17 protein-coding genes are annotated in these 14,488 nt (G+C 60.3%); 5 read left to right on the plus strand and 12 right to left on the minus strand.

Annotated elements, in window-relative coordinates:
* Positions 1-483 (plus strand): methyl-accepting chemotaxis protein (locus tag M5G18_RS28490; protein ID WP_273926229.1); only part of this gene is annotated, 483 nt, incomplete at its 5' end.
* A 72-nt stretch (positions 484-555) separates the two neighbouring features.
* Here the strand turns inward: M5G18_RS28490 and M5G18_RS28495 are convergent.
* The 5 genes from M5G18_RS28495 to M5G18_RS28515 form a co-directional block, all read right to left on the minus strand.
* Complete coding sequence (locus M5G18_RS28495; protein ID WP_273897794.1) at positions 556-963, minus strand: HvfA family oxazolone/thioamide-modified RiPP metallophore; 408 nt, start codon at positions 961-963, stop codon at positions 556-558.
* 212 nt (positions 964-1,175) lie between these two features.
* Positions 1,176-2,474: an NAD(P)/FAD-dependent oxidoreductase gene (locus M5G18_RS28500; protein WP_064599500.1), complete on the minus strand. Its 1,299-nt coding sequence runs from the start codon at positions 2,472-2,474 to the stop codon at positions 1,176-1,178.
* Positions 2,475-2,540: 66 nt separating this feature from the next.
* Positions 2,541-2,714 carry a DUF3094 domain-containing protein gene (locus tag M5G18_RS28505; RefSeq protein WP_007909875.1) on the minus strand — a complete coding sequence of 58 codons (174 nt, stop codon included), beginning with the start codon at positions 2,712-2,714 and terminating at the stop codon, positions 2,541-2,543.
* 51 nt (positions 2,715-2,765) lie between these two features.
* Complete coding sequence (locus tag M5G18_RS28510) at positions 2,766-3,293, minus strand: MOSC domain-containing protein (RefSeq protein ID WP_102686306.1); 528 nt, start codon at positions 3,291-3,293, stop codon at positions 2,766-2,768.
* Positions 3,290-3,916, minus strand: coding sequence for a DUF1780 domain-containing protein (locus M5G18_RS28515; protein WP_230733577.1), 627 nt, complete (start codon positions 3,914-3,916; stop codon positions 3,290-3,292). Before M5G18_RS28515 ends, M5G18_RS28510 begins: the two co-directional genes overlap by 4 nt.
* A 133-nt stretch (positions 3,917-4,049) precedes the next feature.
* Here M5G18_RS28515 and M5G18_RS28520 point away from each other — a divergent pair, with 133 nt between their 5' ends.
* Together M5G18_RS28520 and M5G18_RS28525 are read left to right on the plus strand one after the other, a co-directional pair.
* A complete protein-coding gene (locus tag M5G18_RS28520) occupies positions 4,050-4,739 on the plus strand; it encodes an energy-coupling factor ABC transporter permease (RefSeq protein ID WP_115079246.1) in 690 nt (229 codons plus the stop codon).
* A gap of 65 nt (positions 4,740-4,804) precedes the next feature.
* Positions 4,805-5,020 carry a hypothetical protein gene (locus M5G18_RS28525; RefSeq protein WP_007959584.1) on the plus strand — a complete coding sequence of 72 codons (216 nt, stop codon included), beginning with the start codon at positions 4,805-4,807 and terminating at the stop codon, positions 5,018-5,020.
* 6 nt (positions 5,021-5,026) lie between these two features.
* On the opposite strand, the gene yacG is transcribed toward M5G18_RS28525, so the two are convergent.
* The 5 genes from yacG to pilB are packed head-to-tail and all read right to left on the minus strand — an operon-like array spanning position 5,027 to position 9,638.
* Complete coding sequence (yacG, locus tag M5G18_RS28530) at positions 5,027-5,227, minus strand: DNA gyrase inhibitor YacG (RefSeq protein WP_011335983.1); 201 nt, start codon at positions 5,225-5,227, stop codon at positions 5,027-5,029.
* On the minus strand, positions 5,224-5,847 hold the full coding sequence (coaE, locus tag M5G18_RS28535; RefSeq protein WP_007959586.1) for a dephospho-CoA kinase: 624 nt from the start codon (positions 5,845-5,847) through the stop codon (positions 5,224-5,226). Before coaE ends, yacG begins: the two co-directional genes overlap by 4 nt.
* Complete coding sequence (locus M5G18_RS28540) at positions 5,844-6,716, minus strand: prepilin peptidase (protein ID WP_273897795.1); 873 nt, start codon at positions 6,714-6,716, stop codon at positions 5,844-5,846. The genes coaE and M5G18_RS28540 overlap by 4 nt, the downstream gene beginning before the upstream one ends.
* A gap of 1 nt (position 6,717) precedes the next feature.
* Positions 6,718-7,935, minus strand: a complete 1,218-nt coding sequence (locus tag M5G18_RS28545; protein ID WP_273897796.1) for a type II secretion system F family protein — start codon at positions 7,933-7,935, stop codon at positions 6,718-6,720.
* A 2-nt stretch (positions 7,936-7,937) separates the two neighbouring features.
* Positions 7,938-9,638: a type IV-A pilus assembly ATPase PilB gene (gene pilB, locus M5G18_RS28550; protein ID WP_273897797.1), complete on the minus strand. Its 1,701-nt coding sequence runs from the start codon at positions 9,636-9,638 to the stop codon at positions 7,938-7,940.
* A gap of 226 nt (positions 9,639-9,864) precedes the next feature.
* On the opposite strand from pilB, the gene M5G18_RS28555 reads away from it, so the two are divergent.
* A complete protein-coding gene (locus M5G18_RS28555; protein ID WP_011335978.1) occupies positions 9,865-10,281 on the plus strand; it encodes a pilin in 417 nt (138 codons plus the stop codon).
* 310 nt (positions 10,282-10,591) lie between these two features.
* On the plus strand, positions 10,592-10,948 hold the full coding sequence (locus M5G18_RS28560; RefSeq protein ID WP_085608680.1) for a BON domain-containing protein: 357 nt from the start codon (positions 10,592-10,594) through the stop codon (positions 10,946-10,948).
* 166 nt (positions 10,949-11,114) lie between these two features.
* Here M5G18_RS28560 and M5G18_RS28565 read toward each other — a convergent pair whose 3' ends face one another.
* A complete protein-coding gene (locus M5G18_RS28565) occupies positions 11,115-11,411 on the minus strand; it encodes a DUF2845 domain-containing protein (protein ID WP_273897798.1) in 297 nt (98 codons plus the stop codon).
* The gene (locus M5G18_RS28570) at positions 11,411-14,362 is read right to left on the minus strand and encodes a DUF748 domain-containing protein (protein ID WP_273897799.1); all 2,952 of its coding nucleotides are present in this window, start codon (positions 14,360-14,362) and stop codon (positions 11,411-11,413) included. Before M5G18_RS28570 ends, M5G18_RS28565 begins: the two co-directional genes overlap by 1 nt.
* Positions 14,363-14,488: the final 126 nt, after the last annotated feature.

Genomic DNA, 14,488 nt, shown 5'->3' on the forward strand with positions numbered 1-14,488 from the left:
GCCGAACAGACCAACCTGCTGGCGCTCAATGCTGCCATCGAAGCGGCACGGGCCGGGGAGAGTGGACGCGGTTTTGCGGTGGTCGCCGATGAGGTGCGGGCTCTGGCTTATCGCACGCAGCAATCGACCCAGGAAATCGAGCAGATGGTGCAGGGCATGCGCAGCGGTTCGAGCCTGGCGCTGGAGTCGATGCAGGCCAGTGCCTCGCGGGCGGCTACCACGCTGGTGCTGGCCGAGCGGGCCGGTGAAGCGTTGCAGACGATCACGGCCTCGGTACACGAAATCCACGAACGCAATCTGGTGATCGCCAGCGCCGCCGAAGAACAGGCGCAGGTGGCGCGGGAAGTGGATCGCAATCTGGTGAACATTCGTGATCTGTCGGTGCGTTCAGCGGCGGGTGCCGATCAAACCAACGCGTCGAGCCATGAACTGTCGCAACTGGCCAACGCCCTGCAAGGCATGGTGCGACGCTTCCAGCTGTAATCATGCAGGCGTGAAAAAGCCGCGCTTCTCGTCAGAGAAAGCGCGGCTTTGTTTTGTCGGGCGTCTGAAAAATCAGGCACCGTCCTGGTCTTTCAGGTGTTCGAACAGGCCTTTCGGCATTTTCTTGCCATTGGCTTCGAAGTTGGCTTTGACGTTGTTGTACGCCTCTTGCTCGTCGATGAAGCCGTCGTGGTTGGTGTCGATCTTGTCGAAGTCGGACTTCGGCGCGACCTTCAGAAATTCAGCGCGCGAGACCTTACCGTCGCCATCGGTGTCGGTCTTGGCCATCGACGCATCGCCGCATTTGCCTTCACCGCATTTGCCTTCCGGGGTTTTCACTGAGGTATCGGCCGAGGCGACCATGTAGCCCTGGGCCAGCGGTTGCGCGGCGAATACCGAGCCGGACAACATCAGGCCGCCGGCCAGTACGGCACCGACCAGGCCAAGGGAGTTTTTGCCGATTTTCGAAGTACGGGACATTGCATTCTCCTTCGGTTGCACTGCGCAACCACACGTTAAGGGCGATCAAGCCGGAGCAGGTGTGCTCGGGTGTGGCCATTAAGCGGTGGCGGTGTATCGCGTCTGTGTCGAGGAGCGGGGCGTTTGTAAGCGAAGGTGGGGAAAGCAGGGGGCAGATACAGTAGAAAACAAAACACCGTGGGGGCCAGCCAGCCCCCACGGTGTTTTTTACATCAGTGCAGCTTCAGGCGAGGCTCGGTGCCGCGTCCGATCTTGCTGCCCAGCATCAGCATCGCCGTGCGGAACGGCCCGTACAGCGCCATCTGGTGCATGCGATACAGCGACACGTAAAACATCCGCGCCAGCCAGCCTTCGAGCATCACGCTGCCGGTCAGGTTGCCCATCAAGTTACCCACAGCCGAAAAACGCGACAGCGAAATCAGCGAGCCGTAGTCGGTGTACTTGTACTCCGGCAGGGTCTTGCCTTCGATCCGCAGTTTCAGCGACTTGGCCAGCAACGACGCCTGTTGGTGCGCTGCCTGAGCCCGTGGCGGAACGTTGCGATCCGAGCCCGGTTGCGGGCAGGCGGCGCAGTCACCGAAGGCGAAGATGTTTTCGTCGCGGGTGGTCTGCAGCGTCGGCAGCACTTGCAGCTGATTGATGCGGTTGGTTTCCAGACCGTCGATGTCCTTGAGGAAACCCGGTGCGCGGATCCCGGCAGCCCAGACTTTCAGACTCGCCTTGATCTCGTTGCCATCGGCGGTGATCAGGCTGTCGGCGGTGACCTGGCTGACTGAAGCGTTAGTCATCACGTTGACCCCGAGTTTCTCCAGGGTCTTGTGCACCGGCCCGCTGATGCGCTCCGGCAGGGCTGGCAGCACCCGTGGCCCGGCTTCGATCAGGGTGATGTGCATGTTTTCCGGTTTGATCCGGTCCAGACCGTAAGCCGCCAGTTCATGGGCGGCGTTGTGCAGCTCGGCCGCCAGTTCCACTCCCGTGGCGCCGGCGCCAACGATAGCCACGCTGATTTGCTGGACCACATCGGTTTGCCCGGCGTGAGCACGCAGATAGTGATTGAGCAGTTGTTGATGGAAACGCTCGGCCTGTTTGCGGGTGTCGAGGAACAGGCAGTGTTGCGCGGCGCCCTGGGTGCCGAAATCGTTGGTGGTGCTGCCGACCGCGATCACCAGCGAGTCGTAGGGCACTTCCCGCGCCGGAACCAGCTCGACGCCGTTTTCGTCGTAGGTGGCGGCCAGCTGGATCTTCTTCTGCTCACGATCGAGCCCGCTCATGCGCCCCAGCTGGAACTCGAAGTGGTTCCATTTGGCCTGGGCGACATAGTTGAGTTCGTCTTCGGAAGAGTTCAGCGATCCTGCAGCCACTTCGTGCAGCAGCGGTTTCCAGATGTGTGTGAGGTTCGCGTCGACCAGCATGATGCTGGCGGTGCCGCGTTTGCCCAGAGTCTTACCCAGACGGGTAGCCAACTCCAGACCGCCGGCGCCGCCGCCGACAATGACAATACGATGGGACATAGGGATAGCTCGCAAGGTTTTGAAAGGAAATCTTTGTCGTCGTAACCCGAGCGAGCGCGATGCAGCTCATAGCGTCAGGTAACTGATAAATCGGCTCAACAGGCCCAGACCAATGGTCACTGCCAGCACCAGCACCAGGAGCATCCACGGCCGGAATGGCCGGCGCTCGACACGGTGTTGGGACAATTGCAGGTACTCTTCGACATGCTTCTGGTCTTCGGGGTTCAGGCGGCTGGTCATAAAGGCCTCGTCAGGTAGACGTTACTGAATGAGAACACGCTACAGCGGTTTTCAACCGGGATTGAACGCAGCATAGCCACTGTCCGGGACCGGTTCGACAGACACACTGTCCCCGAGGCGAATGATCCCGCTTTGTAACACTCGCGCGGTGATTCCGCCATGCCCGCGCACGGCCTGGAACGTTCCGGGGCCAAGGTTGTTTTGCAGACGCGCACACGGCTGGCACCAGCCTGTGGTTTCGAAAATCGCCTGACCAATGCGAAAGCGCCGCCCCTTGAGGCTGAACAGGTTGATCCCGCTTATAACGAGATTGCGCCGCAGATCTTCAGGCGTGACCGGTTGTTCGGCCGACCGGCCCATCAGGGCGCTGATCACGGCCAGATGTTCCCACTGAATCAGCGTCACCTGCCGCGCATTGCGCACCCCGGGCCGAGCGTGATCGCCAGTGAGTCCGGCTTCAAGCCGCGCCTCCACGGCATCGAGTGCGAGCATCGGCCCCCGTGACTCGGGGCGCACACCAATCCAGCGTACGCATCCGGTCTGCGGGACATCGGCAATCAATTGTTGAAGTGGCGTCACAGGCTGATCCCGACATCGAACACGATGCTGCGCCCCAGATTGCCGCGCAGAAAATCCGGGGCATCGGGATGGGCGAACAGCACCCGCGCAAAGGTCGGCCCGACCAGCGACAGCGAACGCCAGCCCTGGCGCAAATATTCGGTGGGCGGCGGAAAGTGGCTGTTCAGATCGAGCACTTCGCGTTTGAGGCTGGCGAAGGCAATGATGTCCAGCTCGCCCAGATCCATGCCGCGTTCCTTGTAGTTGTGCGCTTTCTTGCGCAAGGTCGGCGCCAGTCTCAGCAAAAATTCATTGGCCGGAATCCGCCGCGGCTTGGCTTCACGGCGCACCAGTTGGCTGAGGGAAAACGCACTGCGCCGCCGTTGCAGCTCATCGCGCCATTCGTCGTTGAGCCGGCGGCCCTCGTCGAGGACGAAAAATACCTCGAAATTGGCGTCGCGAAACAGCACGTCCGGCGGTTCCCCGGCAGGCGCGAACTCGTCGACGCGATAAGGAATATTCAAGCCTTGCAGCAGGCGCTGGCAGACCCAACGCTCACGCTCCCATTTGCGGGCATTGGACAGGAAGGCGTTGGCTTGCTCGGCCGCGATGGTCAGCAGGCGTAAATAATCTGAGTCATCCATAGGCCCAAGCTTAGCGTTCAATTGCGACAAGCAGAAAGCTTTGCATCGGCAGATGTCCCGCCGTGCAGGTGTAGACTTCGGCGCAGGAGCGCCAATCAAAGGAGTCTGCGGTGCTAATGAAGGTGATGGGATCATGATCGGTGCAGAACTGCTGTCATCGACAAGTCTGACCCTAGGTTGGCTGATTTACCTGCCGGTGCTGCTCTGGGCGATTGTCCGCGCACCGTGGGTCGAGCTGTTCAGCGACAACCGCCGTCAGCACTTGCTGTTCGGCACGGTGTTCGCGTTGTTTCTGCTGTGGCTGGTGCGCAGGGATTTCGACACCGGCGTGTCCTACCACTTCATCGGCATGACAGCGGTGACGCTGCTGCTGGACTGGCCGCTGGCGATCGTCGGTGGACTGGTGGCGCAACTGGGACTGGTGCTGTTGGGACGTCAGGATCTGGTGGCTGTCGGGGTCAACGGCGCCTTGCTGATCCTGTTGCCGGTGCTGATCACCGAATGCGTGGCGATCCTGGTCGAGCGCGCTCAACCGCGCAATCCGTTCGTGTACATCTTCTGTTCCGGCTTTTTCGCCGCCGCGCTGTCAGCGTTGTTCTGTCTGACCCTGAGCCTGACGTTGCTCTGGTACGACGGCCTCTTTGCCATGCCCGAATGGCTGGAAGATTTCATCGGTTACCTGTGGCTGCTGATTTTTCCCGAAGCCTTCATCAACGGCATGGTGGTCAGTGCCTTGGTGGTGTTCTGCCCGGAATGGCTGGAGACCTTCAACCGCACACGCTACCTTTCGGCGCCGTGGAAGGACGACGATCCCAAGTCTTGATCCACATCAAATCCACCCAGCGCGCGGCATTTCATGCTCGGCCAAATCCCTTCAGGAGCAGCGGCATGAGCGTGTACGAATGGGCGAGGCAGGAAACCCGGCAGAGTCTGGAGATGGCGCAGGAGGTGGGGTTCGATCCGGGCCTGAGCCTGCGCGCCTTGCTCAGTGCGGTGGTGCAGCAGAGCAAGGCGGTGCGCAACGCCGAAGACCTGGCCGACGAGTTGCGTTTTCTGGCGGAAAACCTCGACGACGATCAGGACTACGGCTTCATGAGGCCCTGAACGGGATCAGTGACGCGGGTCGAAGTCGCCGGAAAACAGTTCGTCCTCGGCATCCGGGGCAACCGGAATCTTGTGCTCTTCCGACGCCCAGGCGCCGAGGTCGATCAGTTTGCAGCGGTCCGAGCAGAACGGACGGTATTTGTTTTCCGGGGTGAATTCCACGGGCGCGCCGCAAGTCGGGCAGTTGACGGTTGGGGTCTGGCTCATGATTGGCCTCCGGATAAAGTCAGGTAAAAGTGATGCAGGCGCTCGACCTCGCTGTGCAGCCAGGCGAGGTCGCGGTCGTTGACCACCACGTCGTCGGCACGGCTGACGCGGTCTTCGCGGCTGGACTGGGCCTTGAGGATCGCCTGGACCTGCTGTTCGCTGGTCTGGTCACGTTGCAAGGTGCGTTCGATCTGCAGTTGTTGCGGGGCGTCGATCACCAGGATTCGCTGGGTCATCGCGTATTGCCCGGATTCGATCAGCAGCGGCGAGACCAGAATCGCGTAAGGCGATTGTGCCAGCGCCAGGTGATGGGCGATTTCTTCGGCGATCAGCGGATGCAGCAGCGCTTCGAGCCAGCGCCGTTGCTCCGGCACCTCAAAGATCAGTTTGCGCAGGGCCGCACGGTCGAGCGTGCCGTCGGCCTGCAATACATCGGGGCCGAAGTGTTCGGCGATCTTCGCCAGCGCCGGGCGGCCCGGCTCCACCACCCAGCGCGCCGCGTGATCGGCGTCCACCACGTGGATACCAAGATCGATGAAGTGCTGGGCGGCAGCGCTTTTGCCGCTGCCGATGCCGCCGGTCAGGCCGAGAATCCAGGGTTTTTCCACAGGGGTATTCATTTCAAACCGACAAACTGCCAATAGAAGCCGGTTATTTGACCACCCCAGAGCAAGGCAATCCAGCCGGCAATTGCCAGATACGGGCCGAAGGGGATCGGCGTCGAGGTTTTCTGGTCACGCAGCTTGAGTAAAATCACCCCGAGCACGGCGCCCACCAGCGAAGACAACAGGATGGTCAGCGGCAGAATCTGCCAGCCGCCCCAGGCCCCGAGCAGCGCCAGCAGCTTGAAATCGCCGTGACCGATGCCGTCCTTGCCGGTGATCAGTTTGAACAGCCAGAACACCGACCACAGCGCCATGTAGCCCAGCACCGCGCCCCACAGGGCATCGTGCAGCGGCACGAACAGCTCGAAGCTGTTGACGATCAGCCCCAGCCACAGCAGCGGCAGCACCAGCACGTCGGGCAGCAATTGATGTTCGGTGTCGATCAGGCTCATGGCCAACAGGCCCCAGGTCAGCACGATCAGCAGGCACGCCGGCCAGCTGAAACCCAGGTGCCAGGCGATGAACGCCGAGAGCAGGCCGCAGGCCAGTTCGGTCAGCGGGTAACGCTTGCTGATCGGTGTGCTGCAACTTGAGCAGCGCCCGCGCAGGAGCACGTAACTCAACACCGGGATATTTTCCCACGCGCGGATCCGGTGGCCACAGTGCGGGCATTGCGAGTGCGGCAGCATCAGGTTGTAAGTGGGTGACGGCGCTTCACCGGGCAGTCCCAAAACATCGTGAGCCTGCTGGCGCCATTCGCGCTCGAGCATTTTCGGCAGGCGCCAGATCAACACATTGAGAAAACTGCCGACCACCAGCCCGAGCAGCAGGGCGGTGAAAACAAAGGCCAGTGGGTAGAGACTGAAGAGTTCGTCGATAGGCATGTCAGATCGCTGAGCCGAGTTGGAAGATCGGCAGGTACATCGCCACCACCAGACCGCCGACGATCACCCCGAGTACCACCATGATGAACGGCTCCATCAGGCTGGTGAGGTTGTCGACCATGTTGTCCACTTCGTCCTCATAGAAACCCGCGACCTTGTCGAGCATCTCGTCCAGTGCGCCGGACTCTTCGCCGATGGCGGTCATCTGCACCGCCATGTTCGGAAAGATGCCGGTGGAGCGCATCGAGAAATTCAGCTGCATGCCGGTGGAAACGTCCTGACGGATACGCAGCACGGCGCGCTTGAACACCACGTTGCCGGTGGCCCCGGCCACCGAGTCCAGCGCTTCCACCAGCGGCACGCCGGCCGCGAAGGTGGTCGACAGGGTCCGGGCAAAACGCGCCACAGCGGACTTGTACATCAATGTGCCCACCAGCGGCAGCTTGAGAAACCAGGCGTCGCGTCGGTCGCGCATGGCCTGGGATTTTTTCAGGGCATGGCGGATGCCGAAAAAACCGGCCACCAGCACCCCGAGAATTGCCCACCACCATTGCTGCATGAATTCGGACAGGCTGATCACCATCAAGGTGAAGGCCGGCAGTTCGGCACCGAAGCCGGAGAACACCGACTGGAACTGCGGCACCACCTTGATCAGCAGAATCCCGGTGACCACCGCCGCCACCAGCACCACGGCGGACGGGTAGGTCATGGCCTTCTTGATCTTGGCCTTGAGGCTTTCGCTCTTTTCCTTGTAGGTCGCGACCCGTTCCAACAAGGTGTCGAGGGCACCGGACTGTTCACCGGCATCCACCAGGTTGCAGTAAAGCTCGTCGAAATATTGCGGCTTCTTGCGCAGCGCGGCAGCGAAACTGTTACCGGCCGCGACCTCCTGCTTCACCTCGTCCACCAGCTTGCGCATGGCCGGGTTTTCGAAGCCTTCGCCAATGATGTCGAACGACTGCAACAGGGGTACGCCGGCCTTCATCATGGTCGCCATCTGTCGGGTGAACAGGGCAATGTCCTGGGCCTTGATGCGCTTGCCGAAGCTCAGCAACGAGGCGGATTTCTTGCGTACCTTGCCGGGGTTGATGCCCTGCTTGCGCAATTGGGCCTTGACCAGTGCGGGGTTCTGGCCGCTCAGCTCGCCGGTCACCTTGCTGCCTTTGCGGTCCGTGCCTTCCCAGGCGTAGACGCTGATTTTCGCTGCCTTGAGCGCCATGTTCAGTCCTTGGTGACCCGGTTGATTTCTTCAAGGCTGGTGATGCCTTGCATGGCCTTGATCAGGCCCGAGGTGCGCAGGTCGTTGAAGCCGTCCCGGCGCATCTGGGTATCGATTTCCAGTGAGTTGCCCTCGGCCATGATCAGCCGTTGCAGCTCGGGGGTGTTCTTCACCACTTCATAAATCCCCACGCGACCCTTGTACCCGCCGTTGCAGTGATCGCAACCGGAGGGCTCATAGATCGTGAAATGGCCGATGCGTTCCTCGGGGAAACCTTCCTTGATCAGGGTTTCGCGAGGGATTTCGATGGGTTTCTTGCAGTGGCTGCAGAGTTTGCGCGCCAGGCGCTGGGCAATGATCAGGCTCACCGAGGTCGCGATGTTGAAGCCGGGGATGCCCATGTTGTGCAGACGGGTGAGGGTTTCCGCCGCGCTGTTGGTGTGCAGGGTGGACAGAACAAGGTGCCCGGTCTGGGCGGCCTTGATCGCGATTTCGGCGGTTTCGATGTCGCGGATCTCACCGACCATGATCACGTCCGGGTCCTGACGCAGGAACGAGCGCAGCGCCTGGGCAAAGTCCATCCCCTGACGTGGATTGACGTTGACTTGGTTGATGCCTTCCATGTTGATTTCCACCGGGTCTTCGGCGGTGGAGATGTTGATGTCGACGGTATTGAGGATGTTCAGCCCGGTGTACAGCGACACGGTCTTGCCCGAGCCGGTGGGGCCGGTCACCAGAATCATGCCTTGTGGCTGCTTGAGGGCGGCCATGTACAGGTCTTTCTGCTCCGGCTCGTAGCCGAGGGCATCGATGCCGATCTGGGCGCTGGACGGGTCGAGGATCCGCATCACCACTTTCTCGCCCCAGAGCGTGGGCAGGGTGTTGACCCGGAAATCGATCGACTTGCTCTTCGACAGACGCATCTTGATCCGCCCATCCTGGGGTTTGCGCCGTTCTGAAATGTCGAGGCTGGCCATGACCTTCAGGCGTGCGGCAATGCGCCCGGCGAGCTGAATCGGCGGCTTGGCCACTTCCCGCAGAATGCCGTCGGTGCGCACCCGCACCCGGTAGTTCTTTTCGTAAGGCTCGAAGTGCAGGTCGGACGAGCCGCTCTTGATCGCGTCCAGCAGCATCTTGTGTACGAAGCGCACCACCGGGGCATCGTCGGCGTCGATTCCGCCGAGCGTGTCCTGCTTGCTGTCATCGGCCGACTCGATGTCCAGACCGTCGAGGTCGACATCGGCCATCTCCTCCAGGCCGGTGGCGTGGGTGTCGAAGAATTTTTCGATGGCGTCGGTGAGCTTGTCGTCCTCCACCAGAATGGCTTCGGTGCTCAGCCCGGTGCTGAACTGAATGTCATTGATCGCCTGATGATTGCTCGGGTCGGAAATCCCCACGAACAGTTTGTTGCCGCGCCGCCAGAGGGGCAGGGCGTGGTGCTGGCGCACCAGTTTTTCACTGACCAGGCCCTTGGGCTGGGTTTCCTTGTCGAGACAGTTGAGGTCGAGAAATGCCATGCCGAAATGCTCCGAGGCAATTTCGGCGACCTGCCAGCTCTTCACCAGTTTGTTCTGCACCAGGTAACTGACCAGCGACAGGCGATTGCGCTGCGCCTGTTGCCAGGCTTGCTGGGCACTCTTTTCCGTGAGCAATTCGGCCTGGACCAGTTGTTTGGCCAGACCGCTCAGAGCGATGTCATTCATGGGGTTTCCACGTGCTTGCCGTTCATGACTTATAGCCTAGTCAAGTGACAGCGCCAAACACGCGGGGTGCAGGTGACAAAAAGTGTCAGATAGTGCGGTTACGGGTTGTAGGAATCGGCGCGAAGTCCGGATCACGCCCAGCAGACCGGGGCTTCAAGCGCTTGGCACGGGCTGTGCTGAGTCCTGTTCAGATCATGAGATTCCGACTCATGCATGGAGCGTGTCTATGAAGAAACAACAAGGTTTCACTCTGATCGAGCTGCTGATCGTTGTGGCGATCATCGGGATTCTGGCGACGATTGCCTTGCCGCAGTACTCCAAATATCAGGCGCGGGCCAAGGTCACGGCGGGGATTGCCGAAGCGTCGGCGCTGAAGGTCAACTTCGAAGACGTCATCAATGCCGGCTCTACTGATCCGAGCATTACTAACGTCAATGCGGGTACGACTGCGACACAAAATTGCACGCTGGCGGCGAGCGGTAAAGTTGCCGACGGCACAGGGACCATCACCTGCACCTTGCTCAACGCTCCGGCGCCTGTGTTGGGGCAAACCGTCACCCTGACCCGTACGGCGGCAGCAGGTTGGTCGTGCAAGTTCTCGGGTTCGAAAGACTATTCGACCACCAGTTGCCCGGGCGTTTGATCCACAACGCTTAAAGCTGGCTGCTCTATAAAGAATGCCCCGCACTGCGGGGCATTTTTCATGACTGACGGTTTAATAAAAGCTTCAATAATTTCAGCGAGTTAGGAACTTTCAGAAAAGCCGCAACTTGCATGTCTTTTTGCACAAGGTCATGCAAATTGCATGATTCCGAAAATTTTCATAAATTATAAACTATTGATTTATAAGGATTTATTTGGTTTTTGAAAGTTGGCACAGCGTTCGCAATATCTCCGGTAACCCTGCTGACAAGACATGCAGCAGACTTTCCAGAAAAACAGGAGTTACTCGTATGAAGAAGTTCGCTATCACTGCCGCTGCTGCTACCGCGCTGACCCTGACCATGGCTTCCGGTGCATTTGCTCAATCGACTCAGACCACTCAGGCGCCAATGACCCTGGCTGCCGGTGAAGTCACCAAGGCTAAAGAAGCTACTTCCGATACCTGGATCACTACCAAAGTCAAAAGCGACCTGGTAACCGAAAAAGGCATTCCTGGTACCGACATCAAAGTCGAAACCAACAAAGGTGTGGTTTCCCTGTCCTCTGAGGTCGCCATCACCGAAGCCCAGAAAACCACCGCAGTGAACATCACCAAGAAAATCAAAGGCGTGAAAGCGGTCTCCGCTGACGGCCTGAAAGCCGAGTAAGGCAAGACTTCTCGCCTGGACCGGGAGAAGACGCGACAGGCGGGCCGAGCAATACGTCTGCCGCACTTTAGAGTTCATGCGAATGGCCACACGGATTGTGGCCATTACAGGCCCCGGCATTCATGTCGGGGCCTGTTCTATTTCAGGGGAGCAAAAAGCGGGGAGGTCAGTTGCCGCGCTTGCTGTTGATCTGCTTCAGGCGATTGCCTTCGAAGCGCAGGTATTGATACATGCCGTTGCTCGGGCCGTAGGTCCATTCCTCGACCTGAAACTCTTCACGACGGTTGGCGCTGCGCTTGTAACCGAGCAGATCGCGACTGACCGGCTCACCGCATTTTTGCAGCACTTCGCTGGCGCGGTCGCCAAGGCTCACCAGTTGGCTGCCGCAGCGCAGGGTATCGGATGCCGCAGCGTGGCTGGCGATCAATGCCAGCCCCAGTGCCGCCAGCCATTTGCAGTTCATCACTCGGCATCCAGATGCATTTGCGTCACCACGCGGCCGTCGCTCTCCGCTTCGCCGAGATTGGCGTCGATGAAGTACACGCGATCGTCGGCCAGTTGGCCCTTGTCCACCAGGTAATCCTTGATGCTGCTGGCCCGATCCTGACCGAGCTGGCGCAGCAGCACGTCGCTGGAGCTCCAGAACTTGATCACGTCGGCGCGCATTTTCGCCGTGCGTTCTTCCTTGCCCAGATCCTTCCATTCGGCCGGTGGCTGGGTTTTCAGGCGGGTGCGATAGATGCCTTCGAGCAAGGGACCTTTTTCGCCGTCCGGCACCTGAATCAGCGAGGCCTGAGCCGGCACCTTGTCGCCCCGGCGCTGGAGCATCTTGTAGTAGTTGTACTGGTATTCACGTTCCAGACGCTGCTCGGCGAGCAACGGACCGTCACTGCTTTTTGCCGCGGTGCCTTCGATTTCCAGGCGCAGGGCCGGACGCTCCTTCAGCGCTTGCGACAGTTTCACCAGCGCCGCTTCGGCGTCTTTGCTCAGGTCGCTCGAACCCGGTGCAAAAGACACGGTGCCGAGGTCTTCGGAACCACCACCACTGACCAGACCGCCAATCAGCTTGAATGGCGCGGCGGCGGCCTTGACGATCAGGTTGCGCAGGGTCTGCCAGACAATCGGCATCACGCTGAATTGCGGGTTGTTCAGGTCACCGGTGACCGGTAGCTCGATGGAGATCTTGCCGTCGACGTCCTTGAGCAGGGCGATCGCCAGTTTCAGCGGCAGGCTCACGGCGTCCGGGCTGTCGACTTTCTCACCCAGTTGCAGTTGCTCGACCACCACTTTGTTTTCGGCCTTGAGCTGGCCTTTGGTGATCAGGTAATGCAGGTCGAGGTTGAGCCGGCCCTTGCGGATCCGGTAGCCGGCGAACTTGCCGGAGTAGGGGGTCAGGGTGGTCAGTTCGACGCGTTTGAAACTGGTGGCGATGTCGAGGCTGGCCATCGGATCGAACGGGTTGACCGCGCCCTTGATGGTCACCGGCGCATAGCGGTCGACCTTGCCCTTGACGTCGACGCTGGCGGGCTTCGCCTGACGGCTGTCGATGGTGCCGATCTGGCCGTTGAGTTGCTGGATCGCGGTGGCAAAGTTCGGGGTCAGGCTGAAGTCGGCGAAGTTGGCCGAGCCGTCATTGATCGCGATGCCGCCGATGTGAATGCCCAGCGGTTTGTCATTGCTCGCCGGTTTCGCCGCGGCGGTCTTCGCCCCGGAATCCGCCGGTTGCGGGATCAGCAGGTCGTCGATGTTGGTGGTGCGGTCATCGTTGATCATGAACCGTGCATACGGCTGGAACAGGTTGACCTTGTCGATCGACAGGCTGTCGCCGTGCTGATAGTTCAGGCCTTCCACCACCACTTGCTGCCACTTGAGGAAGTCGCGGGTTTTCAGGGTGTCGAGGGTGTGCAACTGATCGACCTGAGCGCGACCGGTGACGCTGAGGGCCAGCGGGTCAGTGCTTTTCAGGTTCACTTTCAGGTCGCTGCCGAGCATGCCGCTGCGCAGTTCGAGGCGAATGAACGGGTTGATGTAGGACTGCGCGACCCGCAGGTCGATGTCCTGGGTTTTTACGTTGAGCTGCGCGGTGACCGGGGCCAGATTGACCACGCCGTCGGCGCTGATCTTGCCTTGCTTGCCCAGCCCGGTGTCGAGTTTGAGGTTGAAAGGCGAGCCGTTGAGGCTGTCGAAATTCTGCAGATCGACATTCAGCGGGGTGACATCCAGGGTGACTTCCGGCTTCGCCGAGCGGTCGGCAAGATGCACTTTGTAGTCACGCAGTTGCACGTCCTTGAGCAGCACTTGCCACGGCTTGCTCGGCGCGGTCGGCTCGGGTTTCGGCGAGTCGGCGGCGGCCGGAGTGCTTTTTGGTTCCGCCGCAGCTTTGGCGGCCGGTTTTGAGGGCTGGCTGGCGAACAGTTTTTGCCAGTCCAGTTGTCCGTCCGCTTCCAGGGCTGCCCAGGTTTCCAGTTTCTGGCTGCGGATCTTGCCGACCACCACTTGCTGTTTGGCCAGGTCCACGGTGGTGTCGCTGACGTCGAGACGCTCGAGTTTCGCCAGCTGACGTCCGTCCGGCGCCTTGATGGCGAACGGCGCGATGTTGACCGCCACGTTGCTCAGCAGCAGTTCGGTTTCCTTGGACAGGTTGAGCTTGTAGTCGGTGCTCAGGCTGATGACACCCTCTTCCAGCACCAGTGGCACGGCGTCGCGCACGTAAGGCCAGAAGGCTTTCATCTTGCCGTCGGTGATCTTGAGGGTGCCTTCGGAGGCGATCGGAACCAGGCTGAAGTTGCCTTTCCAGTCGATCTGCCCACCGGCCGGGCCGATCGCAACGAGGGTCATGTCGGCGTTGTCTTCAGGCAGGGTGCTGAGGTTTTTCAGCTCGAAATCGAGTTTGTCGTAAACGAATTCGATCGGTTCGCTGGGACGCGCATCCACGAAATGCAGGTTGCCGCCGGCCAGCTGGATGCGGTCGATGCGCAGCGGAAACGGTTTGGCGTCGGGATCGGCCGGGGTGGGCTCGCTGGCCGGGAGCTTGAACAGACCGAGAAGATTGAGCTGGCCGTCTTTGGCGAACAGGATCTCGGTCCTGGATTTTTCCAGTTCGATGTCGGACAGATGCAGGGCTTTGGTCCACAGGCTGTCGAGTTGCAGGTTGGCGTACAACCGTTCGAAGCCGACCTGTTCCTTGCCCGGCTCGCCGATCACCAGGCCCCACAGCGTGAGTTCAAGGCTGAACGGGTTGAGTTCGATGCGCTGCAGATGCGCCGGCACCGTGGCGTAGTCGGCCAGTTGCTGATTCACCACCCTGAGCGCAATGCCCGGCAAAATCAGGAACCCCAGCAGGCTGTAGAGGGCCAGGGCAGTCAACAGGGCGCCAATCGCGCGAATCAATCCTTTGGGCATGTGCGGCTTCATCTGTCTGAATCGGAGTGCCTTGGAGTATGGCACGCGATTCCGGTTCCGAAGTACATCGCGCGAGACAGGATTGTTCAGATTTGTCTGCAATTTCTGTAGGAGCTTCCGAAGGCTGCTCCTGCAGGG

The organism is Pseudomonas aphyarum, assembly GCF_028657055.1.
GTDB lineage: Bacteria > Pseudomonadota > Gammaproteobacteria > Pseudomonadales > Pseudomonadaceae > Aquipseudomonas > Aquipseudomonas aphyarum.

What these genes read in the sequence shown, in the direction of transcription:
- M5G18_RS28495 (WP_273897794.1), bottom strand. Translation starts at nt 963, where the DNA reads ATGTCCCGTACTTCGAAAATCGGCAAAAACTCCCTTGGCCTGGTCGGT.
- M5G18_RS28500 (WP_064599500.1), bottom strand. Translation starts at nt 2,474, where the DNA reads ATGTCCCATCGTATTGTCATTGTCGGCGGCGGCGCCGGCGGTCTGGAG.
- M5G18_RS28505 (WP_007909875.1), bottom strand. Translation starts at nt 2,714, where the DNA reads ATGACCAGCCGCCTGAACCCCGAAGACCAGAAGCATGTCGAAGAGTAC.
- M5G18_RS28515 (WP_230733577.1), bottom strand. Translation starts at nt 3,916, where the DNA reads ATGGATGACTCAGATTATTTACGCCTGCTGACCATCGCGGCCGAGCAA.
- M5G18_RS28520 (WP_115079246.1), top strand. Translation starts at nt 4,050, where the DNA reads ATGATCGGTGCAGAACTGCTGTCATCGACAAGTCTGACCCTAGGTTGG.
- M5G18_RS28525 (WP_007959584.1), top strand. Translation starts at nt 4,805, where the DNA reads ATGAGCGTGTACGAATGGGCGAGGCAGGAAACCCGGCAGAGTCTGGAG.
- yacG (WP_011335983.1), bottom strand. Translation starts at nt 5,227, where the DNA reads ATGAGCCAGACCCCAACCGTCAACTGCCCGACTTGCGGCGCGCCCGTG.
- coaE (WP_007959586.1), bottom strand. Translation starts at nt 5,847, where the DNA reads ATGAATACCCCTGTGGAAAAACCCTGGATTCTCGGCCTGACCGGCGGC.
- M5G18_RS28540 (WP_273897795.1), bottom strand. Translation starts at nt 6,716, where the DNA reads ATGCCTATCGACGAACTCTTCAGTCTCTACCCACTGGCCTTTGTTTTC.
- M5G18_RS28545 (WP_273897796.1), bottom strand. Translation starts at nt 7,935, where the DNA reads ATGGCGCTCAAGGCAGCGAAAATCAGCGTCTACGCCTGGGAAGGCACG.
- pilB (WP_273897797.1), bottom strand. Translation starts at nt 9,638, where the DNA reads ATGAATGACATCGCTCTGAGCGGTCTGGCCAAACAACTGGTCCAGGCC.
- M5G18_RS28555 (WP_011335978.1), top strand. Translation starts at nt 9,865, where the DNA reads ATGAAGAAACAACAAGGTTTCACTCTGATCGAGCTGCTGATCGTTGTG.
- M5G18_RS28560 (WP_085608680.1), top strand. Translation starts at nt 10,592, where the DNA reads ATGAAGAAGTTCGCTATCACTGCCGCTGCTGCTACCGCGCTGACCCTG.
- M5G18_RS28565 (WP_273897798.1), bottom strand. Translation starts at nt 11,411, where the DNA reads ATGAACTGCAAATGGCTGGCGGCACTGGGGCTGGCATTGATCGCCAGC.
- M5G18_RS28570 (WP_273897799.1), bottom strand. Translation starts at nt 14,362, where the DNA reads ATGAAGCCGCACATGCCCAAAGGATTGATTCGCGCGATTGGCGCCCTG.